We start from the raw sequence: 16,559 nt of genomic DNA on the forward strand, positions 1-16,559 counted from the left end.
TATGATTAAAGAGGTTAGTTTAACGCCCCGGTTAAATACGAACTTGGGTCACCCACTTTAAAGAATGCACCCCGTGCACCGGGTAAGCCCTTGGTACTGTTATCGATCCCCGGCGCCCAGTCTATCTGGAAAGTATTGCCTTGAATATAACTGTCAACAGCCGTCATATAGGGTTTTATGACGCCCATGTTACTGTAGGTAGTGCCGGCTGGCTGAGGATTAACCAGGGTAAATTTGGTAACTCCGGCCTCGTCTATCGTATACTTGTAATCGGCGTCACCAAAGTAGGTTGTGGTGCCTGCGCTATTGGTAAAAGTATAACGCAATGTGACCACGTTGCCGGCCAGGTAAGTGAAGCTGTATTGGGTTAACTTAAAGCCAACGGCATTCATGGCAGTTTTTGCCGTATTCCATTTTGCAAGGAAATCTGCTGATTGTGGTTCTTCCGATGGTTTGGCTGTAAAGGTGGAATAGAGGTTATCCGGACCGATTGAATTTTTAAGGACGATCGGCGCCAGCTGGTCAAATGCATCCTGCACCGTGCTTTGTAATTCATAAAAATCGATGTTCCAGGCGGTTTTAAAATATTCTACCACTAACTGTTCTTTTTTACGAAGTTTAGTGCGCGGGTCCTCTGGCAGGGCATCAACTGTCGCATCAAACAAAGGCTTGCCCATGACGATCATGTTACATACCATCTCGGCAAAATCCTCAATGGGGTTTGAGCGCGAGTACTGGGTAATAAAACCTAAAGACCGTGCTTCTTCCAAACTTGGAATGTTCCAGTTGGCGGTATAGTCTGCTTTGGTTACCAATGCAAACGCCGGCTGAAAAGCCAGTTTTTGGTTGAGGATGTGCGTAAACTCGTGGTACATCAGGTTAGCCATGCCCTTGATGCCGTTACGGTTGCTTTTGGAGAAGTTGTTGATCACATACAAAACTATTTTACGGCCGCCATCGGCAGTACCAAGGGTTATGGTACCGTCCCCGTTAAATTCCGGACTGCCTACCAGCACAAACTGCTTTGGCGAATTTATCTTCATAAAATCGGCGCCCCCTACTTTTTCGTAAGGTTTTATCCAGATGTCGCGTACAGTTTCCATAGCGGGAATGACCATTTCCTCTTTTGGCGGGGTTAGGTCTTTAGAAAGGTTTAGCTCAAAGGCATCCCAACGGTATTTAACCTCAATGTTGTAAGGCACAACATAATGATCATTCAGCCAGGTATCAACGGCTGTATTGGCCGGGTTGTTACGGTCTATAGCATCAAGATTTGCATTTAGCGTGCCCTCCTTTTTACATGATGCCATCGCGATGCTCGCGAACACTAAAACATATCTGTAAAATATCTTTTTCATTTTCTGGTATTAAGAGTGATTATCTTGGATTTAACGGGATGCCTGAAAGTGCCACCTCTGATGGCAGCTGGAATAAACGCCTCGGGTCTTCAGGCCCTAAAGTGATAAAGGTATTAGTGCCGTTAACCGCCTTGATGTTGTGCGTTACGGGCAGCTTAAGCCTCACGATATCCAGCCAGCGTAACCCCTCTTGTATAAACTCCGTCTTTTTAAAATCGAGCACAGTGTTCAGCAATCCTTGTTTTGTATCGGTAGTGTTATAAAACAGCGCAACTTTATCCAGCGTCACGGCATCAGCAGCAGGGTCGTAATTCCTTATCCTGACACTTGCAAAGGTGTTCAGGTCAGCAATAGCTTTGGTGAAATCGCCTGTGTTGATATAAGCCGCTGCCCTGTTCATCAGCATTTCATCAGCTGTAAACTGCGGCAAAATGGTAAACGCCAGGCCGATGTTTGCATTAGGGCTCGAGCGGATGAACAGCTCCTTGTATTTAAGCACCTTGTAGTTTGGCACTCCTACTGAATAAACCTTTATACCGCTCCAGTTGCTGCCGGTTACATTTGGCTGCTGTAAAGCAACGTTCAAAGTAAGGCCCATACCGTATCTGAAACCTGCGTAGCTGCGTGCCCATGAGGAGGGCGCTTCGGTTAATAACAGGTTCGGGTTCTCTGATGCCTGTGTGAACATGATCTCCTGCTCGCCGGCCGATGCCTCATAGTATTTAGTGTTCCACGGGCGGATATTGCTCGCATAGCTGTCACCCGGGAAAGCCTGGGTTGCGTACCGGATCACTTTATCGTACTCGCGCTTAAACAGGTAAAAACGTGCGGCGAATGCGTATGCTGCAGTTTGGTTAAAGTGATATTTAACAACCCGGTAAGCGCTGTTCTTAATAAGCGGGAGGCCTGCCAGCAGGTCCTTTTCTATAGCCGCATAGGTTGATGCAACGGTACCCCGGTCGTATTTCTGGAAAACTACTTTCTCAGGTTTGGTTACATACGGTATCCCCGGTGAATCATTAGCCGTCGTTGGATCGTACACTTTGGAATACAGCGTTACCAGCATAAAATGCGCGTAGGCCCGGGCAATTAAAGCTTCGCCTTTGTAAGGCAGGTAATCTGTTTGGTCGGGCGCTTTGTCTATAGCGTCGAGGGCAGCGTTTGCGGCAGCGATAGCGGCATAACTGGCATTCCAGAAGAATGTTGGCGTGCCGGTGTCCCTGCTTTCTACATCTTTCCATAAGTAAGGGTCCTGGTTGGCGGGGTTCAGCTCGCCTACGTTAACGCCTTTATCCTCGGCATTGTCTGATGCTGCTTCGGTAAAGGTGGCAAAATCTGCCTGGGTATAGGCGGTAGCCAGGATCTCGCTGACCTTTTCAACCGTGTTTAACTTAGTGCGCTGGTCGGGCGCCTGTTCCAAATATTTTTTACAGGATGTGGCTGATACAGCTGCAAGTATTAGTATAGTAATGATATATTTCTTTGTCATGATATGATGCTAATTAAAATCCAACCTTTAATGATAAAGTGAACTGGCGTGGTATGGGCAGAGCAACCCCGCCCGAGCCAAAAAATTCAGGATCTTGTCCATTCAGTGCTTTATCGCTGTAAAGCAATAACACATTATTGGCAACTATAGTTAACGAGGCGTTGCTGAAGCCATACCTTTTAATCAGTTGCGTGGGGATGAAATAACCCATTGATACTTGTTTAAGCCTTACAAAGCCACCATCCGCGACGCGTGCCGATGAGAAATTGTAGTTATTGTAAGGATAGCCATCCAGCTGGCCCACCTCGCGCGGACTTAAAATCGACGGTACGTTGGTACGCGCTTCGTCGCCCGGCATCACCCAACGGTTCAGGAACACCGATGACATGGCGTCCAGATCGCTGTAGCTGGTCTTAAACTGCGGCGACAGCCTGACTTTGTTACCCGCGCTAAAGGTTACCAATGCGGAGAAAGTGAAATTTTTATACTTGAACGCGTTGTAGAAACCGCCATTTAAAGTCGGGTCGACGGGCCCTTCGTATTTTAAGTATTTGGTAACATCGCTTTGCATGTATACGTTCGTACCCAAAGTTCCGTTCTCGTTAATAAACAATGGTTTGCCCGTATCATGGTCCAAACCCTGGAAATCGATGGAGAATAAACCACGCTGCGGGTAGCCCTGTTGCGCGCCGCCATCGGCATTAACAAGATTGAATATCAGGGGCTGATTTTTCAGGTTGGTGATCTTGTTGGTATTGTGCGCAAAGTTTAATTGGGTGTTCCAGGTAAAATCTTTTTGTTTAATGATCGAAGCTCCAATGGTTGCTTCGATACCACTCGATCTTAGATCTGCATAGTTGGCCACTTTGGTTTCCTCGCCACCGATGCCCGAGGTACGGATCAAACCGATCAGGTCAAACCCTCTCCTTTTATACCAGTCGACGGTCAGCGTCAGGCGATCTTGAAAGAAGCCAAGGTCCATACCGATATTCAGCTCTTTTTGCTTCTCAAACGTGAGTTCTGAGTTTTCTAAACCTGCAATGTACAAGGCCGTTTCTTTTTCTGACGCATAAGGACGGTTGGTATTCCGCGCCAGCAGGTAGAGGCTGGAGTTTGTAGCCGGTCCCATGCTTGCCGTTAAACCATATGTTGCGCGTAAGGTCGCGCGGTTAATGATCTTGCGGATGCTCTCTTTCGCCATGAAATCTTCGGTATCCATGTTCCAGGCACCAGAAACGTTCCAGGTTGGTAGCCAGCGGGCAGTACGCGATTCGCCAAGCAGATTGGATCCGTCGTAACGGCCGGTCGCGTTGATGCTGTATTTGCCTTTGTATGAATATGCCGTGCGAAGCTGGTAGTTTAAGTACCGCTCATAGTTATAATTCATGCTGTAATAGTTGAAATTCGATTCAACATTTTGCTTCACGATGTTTGGATCGATGAACGGCACACCACCCTGGTCATACTGGTAACCGTAGCCGTCAAATGTTTTGTGCTGGCGGTTGATGTAACGCAATTCCTGCGCGCCGTATATATTCACCAAATGCACATTATTGAACGTTTTATTGTACTCCAGCGCGTTCCTGAAATAATAGTTGGTGATGTTATCATCTACAGTGTTATAAAAACCACCGTAAGGCAACACCGTTACCGGCAGATCGTTCGGAAAATCGGGGTTGCGGTACAGGAAGCGGTTGCCACCCATGATGGTAGCGTTTTGCTCGGCAACACCCGCGCGGTAAGCTTGTGCCTGATTAGAGTTTTCGGTAACTTTATGTTCCTGGCTGGTTTTGACAAAGCGATATGCGCCGTCAAAGCTCGCCAAACTAAGGTGATTTTACTCCAAAAACAGTCAACAACTTTTGATTAAAGACTAATTGCGGATCTTACATATAGAGATAAACAAATGGCGAATAAAAAAAGCGGTCAGACCGCTTTCTTTATTTTGGGGGATGTTATTTACATGCGTAGGTTAAGCAGCCCTTCAGTTAAAACACTTAATAAACTTTCTGTTGCCACCCTGATATTCCTTCCGAAAAGTTCATTCGCTGCAATCTGAGCAATTTTGTTAAAAGCGCCTTTTGTAGCAGCATATACACGCTGATTAAGGTTTGCTGCGGTTGCCGAGGCGGATGATCCGTCAGCGAAGTAAGGAAGTTGCTTCTGCAATGTAAAATAATGAGTTTACCAAACAAATGTTCCTACAGCGCCGCCGTCCAGCGAGCATATGGCCGCTGCTTTTTGGTAACGGATATTGAACGACGCTTTGGTTTTACCGTTATTGATGACGATCAATACCTTTTTGCCTTTTGGGGTGAGGAAGGCCACATTGGCAAATTCGCCATTGATATTTGAAGCGATACGTACGGAACCGGCCGGCACAAATTTAGAGGCATGGCCAATAATATAATAGGCAACGTTACGAATTATCGCATCCTCAACCGTTATGGCACCAAGGCATTCGGTGCAGCCGCCGGGCGTATGCGGCAGGTTATTTTCATCAGCAGCCAAATTCCATTCCAGCACGTTACGGGCCCAATTACGTGTAGCGCCAATAATAAGGGTGTTTACATGCCAGTTTAAGTTTTCGGCAAAGTTGCCGGGTGCACCAACCCATTGCTCCGTAAAATAGAGGTTCTTATCAGGAAACGCGTTATGTACTTCGGTAAGGGCCTCGATTTTGCCGCCATACATATGAAAAGCCGAGCCATCTACATACTTGCGGGCTTCGGGGTCTTTTAATATAGCAATGGGGTAATCGGGCCTGTCGGCATTATGGTCATAAGTAATGATCTTGGTTTTTAAGCCGGCCGCGTGAAAAGCAGGCCCGAGGCTGCTTTTAATAAACTCCGCCTGCTCTGCCGCTTCCATGACCATGCTGGGGTTATTCTTGGGGTTTAGCGGCTCGTTTTGCGGGGTAATAGCGTCTATGATGATACCATGCGCTTTCATCGCCTGTATATATTTGGTTAAATATTGGCCGTACACTTGATAACAATCGGGCTTTAACTTACCTCCTTTCGATGAACCATTGGTTTTCATCCACGAGGGGGCTGTCCAGGGGCTACCCAGGATTTTGATGCGCGGGTTGATCGCTAAAATTTCTTTGAGCAGGGAGATGACGCCGGCATCTTTAGCTAAGCTAAAATGGGTCAATTTCGGATCTGTTTCCCCTGCGGACAGGTCATCATAAGTGAATACTTCGGCATTCAGGTCTGAGGCGCCTATACTGATACGCAAGTAGCTTACGCCGATACCCTTACCTTTTGTAGAGAATAGTTCGTTCAGCAACTTTTTTTTCTCGGTAGCCTTAAGCTTATTGATCAGTGTTGCGCTTCCTCCTGTTAAGGTAAAACCGAAACCATCAATCTGCTGGTATTTTTCATGATCGTTAACCGTTATCGTTGGGTATGCATCATTAACCTTGCCAAATACAGGCGTGGTGGTTTGTTTCTGCAACAGCGCCGACCTATCCGGGTGCGTAACCCAGGATGCCACCTTACTTACCGGTACATTTTGGGCATGGGTATAAATGATGCCGGTTACAGCACTTAGCAAAGCGGATAATATTATTTTTTTTAACATGATGGTTTGATTGGTAAATAAATGTAACATAAAAATGGCGGGATGTTATCCCGCCGTTTTTATTAATAGCCCGGGTTTTGTGTTAAGGCCGGGTTACGGTTACGTTCTGTTTGTGGTATGGGCAGTAACTCTTTTTCTTTGGTCATGTTATAATTAACTTTCTGACCGGTTACCAAATTTATTTCATTCAGCGCATTCATGACTGTTTCTGCCCTGCCGAAGCGTACCAGGTCATCCCAGCGCTGGCCTTCCTGGGCAAATTCCAGGCGGCGCTCTTTTTCAATGGCAAGGGCCATATCTGTTTGCGTAGTGGCAGTTGGTTGACCAAGGCCCGCACGTTTACGGATCATGTATAACGCGTCGCCCGCATCACTTGTACGGCCAAGGGCGTTAAGCGCTTCTGCTTTTAATAAAATAACATCAGCCAAACGCAGCATATACTGCCTGCTGGTGCTGTTACCGTTGGTCAAATTACGTTGTTTGTATGGGAAAGGCACGTTGCCGTTCACAGTTGCCGACCAATATTCATCTACCCATGGCGCACTTTCAAACAACATGGTTTGATTTTTCCGCACCACATCACCGGCGTCATCAAACGCTTTTGCAAGGTCTTTTGAGGGGGTAATGAATTTACGCCAGGTTGTATTGGTAATAGATGGTGGCAACAACAATGATGGCGACCAGTTGGCAATGGTTGTACCGTTAAATTGCGCCTCAAGTATGGATTCGGAATTATTGAAATGGTTACCATCAAACAAATCGCTGTAAGGCACTAAAGCATAACCCGCCGGGCTGTTGATAACGGCATCGGCATAAGTGAGCACCTTGCTGTAATCGCGGTCGGGTTTTTGGGCAAACACCTTAGCTAATAAAGCATTGGCTGCGCCTTTGGTAGCACGGGCCTTATTCACGCTGGCATCACCACCGTAGGTATCAGGCAAAGCCGCTGCAGCATCTGTCAGGTCGGTTACGATCTGGTTATAAACATCCGCAACAGATGCACGTGGCGTATTGATCTCAGTAGGCTCGGTCGTGGTGACCGGCACAGTGACCAGTGGTACGCCCCCCCAGTTTTTGACTAACTGGAAGTAATGATAAGCACGCAAAAATTTGGCCTCGCCAATGATCTGTGCTTTTCTTTCGGCACTTAGCGACGGATCGGTAATTAACGGGATACGCTGTATAACCGTATTTGCTTTTAAAATACCATTGTACAGGTTGCTCCAGTCGCCGTAAACTTTGCTGTTGGTAGCCGTTATATTCAGGTTATCATACTGATAAAAATCCGGGTTATCACCTCCTGCGTAGTGGTTATCTGACCGTACATCGCTGGTATAAATATTATCCCATATGTAATAATCGGACGATGTAAATGTATTGTATGCGCCTGCAAGTGCAGCTTCTGCCTGTGTTGCGGTGTTGTAAGAGTTATTTACAGTAGCATCAGATATGGGCTGCAAATCGAGCGATTTTTTGCAGGATACCGCACTAACAGCCAGCAAGGCGATCAATGCATATCTTAATATATATTTTGTAGTCATTTTTTTACTGTTTTTAGAATGATGCATTTAAACCAAAAATAAAGTTGCGGGTTTGCGGATATGTACCATAGTCTATACCGAAACCACCATTGGTATTGGCAAAGTTGCCTGAGGTGAACGCGTTAACTTCCGGATCGTAACCTGAGTATTTGGTAAAGGTGAACAGGTTTTCGCCTGTTGCGTATACCCTGATGTTACCCAGTCTTAACTTGCTTGCAATTGCTTTAGGGAAGGTATAGCCAAGTGTAACTGTTTTAACCCTCAGGTATGATCCGTTTTCAACAAACCGGGTAGAGATACGTGAATTATCAGTATTGTTAACTGAAGCTTTAGGGATATCGGTTACCTGGCCGGGGGTTGTCCAACGGTTTAATACTGCTGTAGATTGATTTTGCGGGCCTGTCATGCCTTCTGTTTCAACCCGTGTAGCATTAAATATATCGTTGCCTTGTGAACCTTGCAGGAAAACATTTAAGCTGATGTTTTTATAGCTAAAGGTGTTGGTTAAGCCATAGATAAAATCGGGGTTAGGGTTACCGATCACCCGGCGGTCATCTGCAGTAGGGCTGCTTGTTTTTTCGCCCTTATTATTCAGATATAAAGCATTACCATTTTGCGGGTCTACCCCTTCATAAACATAACCGTAAAACACACCAAGTGGCTTACCTTCTGTTACAAGCGATACTTCGCTGCGGCCCGCAATGGTATTCAGGAAGTATTGCTGACCATATAAAGCTGTAACATTGTTACGGTTAAACGATATATTGAAATCGGTATTCCAGCTAAAATCCTCATGCTCGATATTCTTAGCGCTTACCATAAACTCCAAACCTTTGTTGCGTAACGTACCTATATTTTTCAGGGCGTAATCAAACCCTGTAGATCTTGGCACCGGGTAACTTTGCAGCAGGTCTTTGGTATCTTTTATATAAGCATCCGCAGAAAACGTTAAACGGTTGTTTAGAATGGTCAGATCGATACCGATGTTGGTTTGCCTGGTTTGCTCCCATTTTAAGTTACGGTTCTCTATAGATAAAGGATACGTGCCCGGTTGTACGTTACCCCCTATGATATAATTTGCACCGCTGCTGACACCGCCTAAATAAGAATAATAGTTGCTGTTGCTGATCTGGTCGTTACCAACTATGCCATAACCCGCCCTTAATTTAAGGTCGTTAATGACAGTCACATCCTTCAGGAAACTCTCCTCAGATAATCTCCAGCCTGCAGAAAATGACGGGAAATACCCCCATCTTTTATTAGGGCCGAAAACCGATGAAGCATCCGCGCGGAAATTAGCCGTAAAAAGATATTTACCAGCGTAATCATAGTTAACGCGGCCTATTGCCGATGTGTTGAATTTTTCTGACTTGTTATTGTAAGCCGCCCCTATTACAGAACCCGCATTTGTTGTTGGAATCGTGTTGCCGGAAAAACCTGTTGTTTGGATATAGGTGTTCTCATAACGATACTTTTGGGCAACAAAACCGCCCAATACAGTAAAGTTATGTTTGCCAATACTTTTGGTATAGGTTAAAGTATTATCTGAGATCCAATAGTTGGTTAAGTTGGTTTCGTTACGTGCGATACCATTGTTTTGGCGGCCATACGATGTCAGGTACGGATCAAGGAAATAATCAGCTACGGCATTTGTATAATCAATACCTAAACTGCTTCTGAACTTCAAATCGGGCGTAAACTTGATCTCGCCATAAGCATTACCCAATAAACGCTGGTTGGTGTAAGGCCTGGTAGAACCGTAAAGACTTGCCAGCGGGTTTTCCCACTGCTGGAAAGGGTTGCTTGTATACTGGCCGTTTGCATTAAGTATACCAATGTTTGGCGGCGTAGTTAATGCACCTAACAAAACACCACCTCCATTTACGTTGGTGTTATCCGTAATGCTTACATCATTGTAACGGGTATAAGCAATGTTTGTACCCAATGTAAGCCAGTTGTTTACCTTTTGATCTAAGTTTACCTTAAAGTTGGCGCGTTGCATTAAAGAGCTTTCAATAACACCTTTTTGCTGTGTCCAGCCGCCTGACAGGTAATAGGTTGTACCTTGATTTTTGCCCGATACGGCAAGCTGATAATTCTGAGAGGCACCGGTTCTGAAAATTTCGTCCTGCCAGTCGGTATTGGCCGTGTACTGTGTCCAATCGGTCGTATAGCCCAGTTCTGTGGCTAACTGTCGGTATTGGTCCGCATTAAGCACATCCAGCTTTTTGCGTACGGCAGATACGCCCGCATAGGCAGAAAAATCAACCTTTGGCTTAGCAGTTGTACCACGTTTTGTGGTGATCAATACCACACCGTTTGAACCCTGTGCACCATAAATAGCTGCAGAAGATGCATCTTTCAGAACAGAAATGCTTTCAATATCTGCCGGGTTTAAGGAACGTGTATCCTGCGTAGGCACGCCATCTATTACATATAACGGGTTACTGCCCGCGTTGATAGAATTTGTACCCCGCACTTTAATGCTTAAAGTTGCAGATGGGCTGCCCGATGGAGAAACAACCTGTACCCCTGCTGTTTTACCTTCAATAAGGTTACCAATCTGGGTGTTAGGGCGTTGGTCCAGGTCTTTTTTCCCGATCACGGAAACAGCACCTGTAATATCGCCTTTACGTTGTGTGCCGTAGCCAACAACAATAACTTCGCTCAATTGCTTGTTATTTTCAGCAAGTACAACATTGATCTCCGTTCTGCCGGCTACTGCCTGCTCCTGCGTGGCAAAACCAATAAATGAAAATGTTAATGTACTGGCGGCCGTGGCGTTGATGGTGAAAGCGCCGTTTACATCTGTTGCTACGCCTGTATTGGTATCTTTCACCAACACACTTACGCCAGGAAGGGTTTCTCCCTTAGCGTCTTTTACTGTACCTTTTATGGTTAGGGTTTGGCCATATGCCAAAACACTCGCCAATAGCAATGCACAGAATAAAGTAATTCGTTTTTGCATAATTTAAAAATTGTGGTTAATTAACTGGTTGCGTTAACTGTTGGATCTAGCTAACGAGCAAACAAAATTGGTGGCATTACATGTTATTTGCAAATGTAAAACACATATAAATAACTGATATTTAGTTTGTTACAAATAAAACGATACGCTTTAATACCACTGCTATATACTAAACAGAACTATTGATAATCAGCAGGTAATCTACTGTGCACCCCAAAAACCATCATGTAGTTTGATACATAAAAGCGCCGTTATCTTTCAATAGATTTGTTACATTGAGATGGCAAAAAGTATCCAAAAATCAATCAAGTACGAGCTTGCTCCAGCCCCCTTCAGACTTTTTAAGTTCCTTTTTTCTGTCGTCCATCAGCTTTTTGATCTTGTTGCTGTACGACCAGCAGGTGCCCTGCCTGATGGCTAATATTTCGGAGAGTTTGTGAGAGGATATTTTCCCTTTGCTGGCATACATCAGGAAAAGCAGGTAGAATGCTTTAGTAATAGGGATCCGGGAATTTTGAAATACGGTGTAGGCTATTACCGATTCTTCATAATCACATTTTGAGCAACGGCGGCTGTGCGGTGTATGGCCTGCAAAACTATGATCGCCGCCGCATTTTCTGCAATGGTAGCCCAATGCCCATTTGAGCTGGGCCAGGTAGGCGAAACAGCTTTCGCCATCCGGGTAAATTTTACTAAACTCATCAAAATCAACATCCTCAGACATGATACGTGACCGGGCGAGCTGTTCAACGCTGGTATGCAGTTCTTCATTATCTTTTTCCAGGAGTACGTTCATCCTGGATATTTCTTCTGCCTGCTTTTGCAAAAGCGTGTTTTTTTCTGCTAAAGCGATGTTTTGTGCCGCCACTAAAGTGGTTTGTTCTGAAAGGGCTTTTGTACGTACCCCCACCAACTGCTCAAGTTCTTTATTCAGCTTTTGCTCCAGGTCGCGGCTTTTTTTCATTTCCGCGATCATCTGTTTTTGCACTTTATCCCGGGTGCGTTTAAATTCACTTACCTGTGCGGCAATAGCGATGGATAAAAAGATCATCTCGGCAATAAAACTGATCGTTAGGCTATAATAGGTTACCGCGCCTATGTTTAACCAATCCAAATGCAGCATGATCAGGATTTTATAGGTAAAGCCAAAGCAAATGCAACCATAGCCTATAACAAAATAAAGGGCCGGCCGGTACCCTTTACGATACACTGCTACCCCGGTACTAAAGGCAAGTATCAAAGGGATAAATTCAATGAACTTATAATTGAACAGATCGCGGTTAAATGCAAAGCTGTAGGCAAAAAACACCACACGGGAAATAAGGACGCCGATGATCACCTTATCCAGCATTGGCGCTTTTTCGCGCGTGTGTAGCAGCGACCGTGTAAACAACAAACAAAAAATGCTGATGAGGCATAAGGCAATGGCAAACGCATATTGATTGAATGCAGGCGCGGACGGCCACAAATATTGGAAAGCTAACCCATCTGTAGACATTTCATACAATCCAACGCTGAACAGATAGAGCGTATAATAAAGATACTGCCTGGACCTAACCGCCACAAACATCAACAGGTTATAGAAACCAAAGATCAGGATCATGCCGTAAAAGATGCCGAAAGTAAAATATTCGCTATTGGCATACTGGATGAACCAGTTGACAGAGCGCAATACAATAATGATATCTGCAGGTTGATGCGATTTGATCTTGAAATAGTATACCGCAGTTCCCCCGGTTGGTTGTAACGGCACCTCAAAGTTTTTATGACTGACCTCGCGGGCTTTGAATGCGAATGCATCGCCCAGTTGGTTTTGATGGTATCCGCCTTTGCCATCAGGCACATATGCCGTTATGTGATCGATAGTTTGATCAAAAAACTCTAAAAGCCATTGCTTATTGGTGGGGGCATCCAACTTTACGGCTATGCGGTACCAGTAAACCCCGTTAAGTACCGTGTTTTGCGGCGTACTGCTTTTGCTCGCTAAAAACGGCTTATCTTTTACCTCATTAAAAGATAAGCTTCCTGCAGGGTCATAAAAACTTTCAATCTCTTTAAAAGAAAAAATATGCTGGGGCGTTTCATCATCAACAACAACCGGATGCTGTGCCTTTACCAGTACCGGTGTTAAAAACCCTAAAAAAAACAGCAGCAAAAAACGGCGACTCACAACATCCATCAACACAGGCGATATAATAGTATTAAACCTGCAAATATCAGCTTTATTATACTTTAATAACAACAAGTTTATTTTTTATAATGAGTATGAAACCAGCCTATAGGGGAAAAGCAGTTGAAGGTTTTGAACGATTTAAGGGCCGGTAAATGGGGTCCGATCCCCATATGGGCTAAACAGTATGTTGAGCTAAAAAACTGAAATTACTCAATATTAGCCCCTTAGCCGCAACTCACATAACTTCTTTTGCAAAGAAGGAAGTCGTATGCACGTGACAGGAAAAAACTTAGGGACGGACAACTTTCCTTCCCTAAGGCATAAGATAATTTATACAATCTATTTATAAGTGGTAAAATCAAATTCCGGTTCCATCCGTGTGATAGGTGACTGTTGGATTGCGGCAGTAGTTTTTCTACGCACGCGGCAAGTTGTACTATCTGATCTTTAAAATCCATTTGATTGCTGATAAAGGCAGGTCAAATTAGTTGTTGGGCATGTGCGGATTTTACGGTTTCCCGTAAGCTATAGAATGGATCGCGGACTGAAATCCTTGTGCCCGGCCCCTAATGGTTTTTCGGCAGTTGTCAAACTGGAATTTAGCAACGGATTTCCGCAAAAGCCTGACTGGACAAAATTCGAACCAATTTCTTGAAAATTTAAAGGTGCTGATTAACATATAGCTTATTACAAATATTCTGTTCTATTAGTGAAAATTTTTTAAAGGCGATCCAGGAGATCGCATAGCCGAATATGTTTTTAAGTCGACAGTGCTATAAAATATAGAGGTTCGAGTTTTTGCTCGAACCCCTTGTGGACATTTTAAGCTATTTCTTTACTAAGTAATAACAGAAGATACTGATTATAAATTAGGACTACGGAAGTAAATATTTTTTACATCATCTATAATCATTGTATATCCCGATGCAGTTGGAAGAATAATACCCCTAAAGTAGGCCTTGCTCGCTTTAAAAGTATTTATAACTTTTATGTCAGTTGGGGTAGTATTATGTTTCTTTAGTGCGACAACAACTGTAACAATGGATTTCCCCTCGTTACCCCCTATTGCCATTACTGCAATAGAGTCTTTAAATGTTTTACCAGAGATAAAATGATCATCAAGATATACCACTTCACCTACGTGATCTTTAGCCTCGTTTGATTTAATCGTGGCTTGAGAAAATCCTTTTATTGATAAGCATAAAAAGAAAGATAAAACAGCTATTTTCATACCATTATCAACAACCTTCAGATAATTTTTTGCGTCCAAATTGGATTTTACCTGAGCTGACGCCAAAATACTGCCAATTAATTATTGCTATTCAAAATTATAAAATTTTTTATTTCTGATAATATCTTCGCAAAACAAGCTGAAGATTTAGAAATTTTAATCGCACAAGGAAGGGAAAGTCTGAAGCAGTACCAGCGCAGGCCGGGTGTTTTTCAAATCATAATACTTAGGTTTAAAGTCCCCGGCAGCAGAGTGTTGGGGGATATTATTATCAGGGAACCAGTTGCCTCTCGATCTCTGCTTTGTCGATCACTGACCAAACCTCTGCGATCTTTCCATTCCTGTACCTGTAGAAAACGTTCTCATGAAATTCTATCCTTTGTCCATTGATCTGAAGGCCCCTGAATTCCGCACTGGGTTTGCAGTTGAAATATAACCGGCTCGCGATGGCTGAGGTGTCTGCTACTAAAAGTTCGACCACAAACCGGAGATCGGGTATGTCATGATAATTGCCCGCAAGCATATCGCGATAACCGTCTATTCCAATTGAACGACCATTATAAACTACGTCCCCGCTGACGAACTCGTCAAGACGGTTCAGTTCCCTGGCATTAATGCAGGCAATGTAATTGCGATAGTTTTCCGACAGATCCATATTTTTCTTTTAAATATCGTTTTTGCCCAGCCATTCATAAACCTTCAGCACCGCTCCGGCAAATGCATTTGGTGCTTCCTGTGGCAGGTTATGCCCCGAGGCTACCGTCAGGTGTTCATGCCTGCCTGTGAACAAGGCAGCGTGTGCCTTCGTACCACCCGGTTTGAGCGGATCAGCATTGCCGTCAAGTGTTACCGATGGTATGGTGATCTTCGGCTTTTGAGCCAGGATATCCTCAAAATGCTGTAAAGCGCGATCTCCTGCTTCATTTCCAAGCATGTGGCGATAATTATGTATGACCACCGCTACAAAGTCAGGATTTTCGAAAGCCGCAGCGGACCGTTCATAGGTGGCCTCATCGAATTGCCAGTCCGGCGACCATTCTTTCCACAGTATCCGGCATAACTCCCGGCGATTTTGGGTCAGGCACTCGTATCCACGGGTACTTTGAAAAAGGTGCTGATACCAGCAGATACGTTCAAGTGAAGGCGCAAATGCATGTGTCTGTTCTGGTATATCTATGATATCATAACTGGCGTAAGATACCAGACCACCGATCTGTTCCGGCCACAATGCTGCCGCTACGCAGGAGGCATTTCCTCCCCAATCGAAACCACCGATTATCGGACGGTTTAGCTGCAAAGCATTTATTAACTGGAGAATATCCAGGCCACGCGCCGCCTGCTGCCCGACACGCATTATCTTGTCTGAAGCAAAGCGTGTCGGACCAAATCCACGCGTATATGGAGTGATGACTCTTGCTCCTGACCGGACAAGGATAGCGGCAACCCCGTCGAACGCATGGATGTCGTAAGGAAACCCGTGTGATAATAAAACCGGCCATCCATCCGTAGGACCATTTTCGGTGTAGGCGATCCGAAGCATATCGGTATTAATAAACTTAACCTGGTGTTGAACCTGAAAATCGTGATCTGTTGTTGTCATAATAAAAAACTTAATAGTATAACGCACCTGCATTTTTTTGGTTTTGTTATTATCGGCATGATGAGTTTGACCGTGAGTGTTTTAGTATCAAGGCCGGCAGATGGCGAAGATTTTATTTCCTGAATTCCTGCCAAGCAGTAATTTTGCCAAGCATATGAAAGACAATTTTGAGCAGATCAAAGCGGAAGTGAAGCGCATCTATACCCAGGGTGTGTGCAGCAGGCATGATTGCCGGGATCGTTCTGGAAAAACATTTGGAGCAGGTTAGCGAACGCCGGCAATTGAAGATCACCCGGAAAACCATCGCTGACATGAATGAATTACTCAAAAAGAATAACATCACTGACTTTCCGGATTACCGGCACATCGGCTTATTAGCAGGGCTTTATCAGCTTTGCGTTCAGAATAAAAAACGGGAGCCGGAACCGTCGGAAGTTGCCGACCTGATCAACGGCACAGACAAAGTGATCAAGACTATATTTTGATGCACCGATTACGGGCTGCAGGTGCATCACAAAAGTGAATCCCATGCAGCCAATTTGGTCAGCGCCCAGATCACATAACAACCGGTTCCCAGACAGACCTTGTGGCCGGATCTTCCATCAGTGCACCCC

Annotated in this window: 12 protein-coding genes; 1 reads left to right on the forward strand and 11 read right to left on the reverse strand. The window is 44.7% G+C overall.

All coding sequences use genetic code 11. The annotated features are described in order from the left end of the window. Positions 1–14: 14 nt before the first annotated feature. From WC615_RS01755 to WC615_RS01805, 11 genes are all read right to left on the reverse strand, one after another. A complete protein-coding gene (locus tag WC615_RS01755; RefSeq protein ID WP_372976428.1) occupies positions 15–1,358 on the reverse strand; it encodes a putative zinc-binding metallopeptidase in 1,344 nt (447 codons plus the stop codon). A 19-nt stretch (positions 1,359–1,377) separates the two neighbouring features. Continuing rightward, positions 1,378–2,847 (reverse strand): RagB/SusD family nutrient uptake outer membrane protein, encoded by a 1,470-nt coding sequence (locus WC615_RS01760; protein WP_372976429.1) that lies wholly within the window; start codon positions 2,845–2,847, stop codon positions 1,378–1,380. A 13-nt stretch (positions 2,848–2,860) separates the two neighbouring features. Then, complete coding sequence (locus WC615_RS01765) at positions 2,861–4,672, reverse strand: hypothetical protein (protein ID WP_372976430.1); 1,812 nt, start codon at positions 4,670–4,672, stop codon at positions 2,861–2,863. Between the two features lie 134 nt (positions 4,673–4,806). Continuing rightward, on the reverse strand, positions 4,807–5,016 hold the full coding sequence (locus tag WC615_RS01770; protein ID WP_372976431.1) for a hypothetical protein: 210 nt from the start codon (positions 5,014–5,016) through the stop codon (positions 4,807–4,809). Between the two features lie 15 nt (positions 5,017–5,031). Then, entirely contained in the window at positions 5,032–6,432 is a 1,401-nt protein-coding gene (locus tag WC615_RS01775; protein ID WP_372976432.1) for a glycoside hydrolase family 30 beta sandwich domain-containing protein, read from the reverse strand. Positions 6,433–6,494: 62 nt separating this feature from the next. Further along, a complete protein-coding gene (locus WC615_RS01780; RefSeq protein WP_372976433.1) occupies positions 6,495–7,973 on the reverse strand; it encodes a RagB/SusD family nutrient uptake outer membrane protein in 1,479 nt (492 codons plus the stop codon). A gap of 13 nt (positions 7,974–7,986) precedes the next feature. Continuing rightward, positions 7,987–10,941: a SusC/RagA family TonB-linked outer membrane protein gene (locus tag WC615_RS01785; protein WP_372976434.1), complete on the reverse strand. Its 2,955-nt coding sequence runs from the start codon at positions 10,939–10,941 to the stop codon at positions 7,987–7,989. A gap of 301 nt (positions 10,942–11,242) precedes the next feature. Further along, positions 11,243–13,183 (reverse strand): 7TM diverse intracellular signaling domain-containing protein, encoded by a 1,941-nt coding sequence (locus tag WC615_RS01790; protein WP_372976435.1) that lies wholly within the window; start codon positions 13,181–13,183, stop codon positions 11,243–11,245. Positions 13,184–13,976: 793 nt separating this feature from the next. Further along, on the reverse strand, positions 13,977–14,345 hold the full coding sequence (locus WC615_RS01795; protein ID WP_372976436.1) for a hypothetical protein: 369 nt from the start codon (positions 14,343–14,345) through the stop codon (positions 13,977–13,979). Positions 14,346–14,616: 271 nt separating this feature from the next. Then, positions 14,617–15,000, reverse strand: a complete 384-nt coding sequence (locus tag WC615_RS01800; RefSeq protein ID WP_372976437.1) for an ester cyclase — start codon at positions 14,998–15,000, stop codon at positions 14,617–14,619. A gap of 9 nt (positions 15,001–15,009) precedes the next feature. Beyond that, positions 15,010–15,978 (reverse strand): alpha/beta fold hydrolase, encoded by a 969-nt coding sequence (locus tag WC615_RS01805; protein WP_372976438.1) that lies wholly within the window; start codon positions 15,976–15,978, stop codon positions 15,010–15,012. Positions 15,979–16,169: 191 nt separating this feature from the next. Here WC615_RS01805 and WC615_RS01810 point away from each other — a divergent pair, with 191 nt between their 5' ends. Beyond that, positions 16,170–16,430 carry a hypothetical protein gene (locus tag WC615_RS01810; RefSeq protein WP_372976439.1) on the forward strand — a complete coding sequence of 87 codons (261 nt, stop codon included), beginning with the start codon at positions 16,170–16,172 and terminating at the stop codon, positions 16,428–16,430. The last annotated feature ends 129 nt before the right edge of the window (positions 16,431–16,559 follow it).

The sequence above is a fragment of the Mucilaginibacter sp. genome, assembly GCF_041663085.1.
Classification (GTDB): Bacteria; Bacteroidota; Bacteroidia; order Sphingobacteriales; family Sphingobacteriaceae; genus Mucilaginibacter.

Bases quoted from the DNA above. Each gene is read 5' to 3' on its own strand.
- WC615_RS01755 (WP_372976428.1), bottom strand. From the start codon at position 1,358: ATGAAAAAGATATTTTACAGATATGTTTTAGTGTTCGCGAGCATCGCG.
- WC615_RS01760 (WP_372976429.1), bottom strand. From the start codon at position 2,847: ATGACAAAGAAATATATCATTACTATACTAATACTTGCAGCTGTATCA.
- WC615_RS01775 (WP_372976432.1), bottom strand. From the start codon at position 6,432: ATGTTAAAAAAAATAATATTATCCGCTTTGCTAAGTGCTGTAACCGGC.
- WC615_RS01780 (WP_372976433.1), bottom strand. From the start codon at position 7,973: ATGACTACAAAATATATATTAAGATATGCATTGATCGCCTTGCTGGCT.
- WC615_RS01785 (WP_372976434.1), bottom strand. From the start codon at position 10,941: ATGCAAAAACGAATTACTTTATTCTGTGCATTGCTATTGGCGAGTGTT.
- WC615_RS01795 (WP_372976436.1), bottom strand. From the start codon at position 14,345: ATGAAAATAGCTGTTTTATCTTTCTTTTTATGCTTATCAATAAAAGGA.
- WC615_RS01800 (WP_372976437.1), bottom strand. From the start codon at position 15,000: ATGGATCTGTCGGAAAACTATCGCAATTACATTGCCTGCATTAATGCC.
- WC615_RS01805 (WP_372976438.1), bottom strand. From the start codon at position 15,978: ATGCAGGTGCGTTATACTATTAAGTTTTTTATTATGACAACAACAGAT.
- WC615_RS01810 (WP_372976439.1), top strand. From the start codon at position 16,170: ATGATTGCCGGGATCGTTCTGGAAAAACATTTGGAGCAGGTTAGCGAA.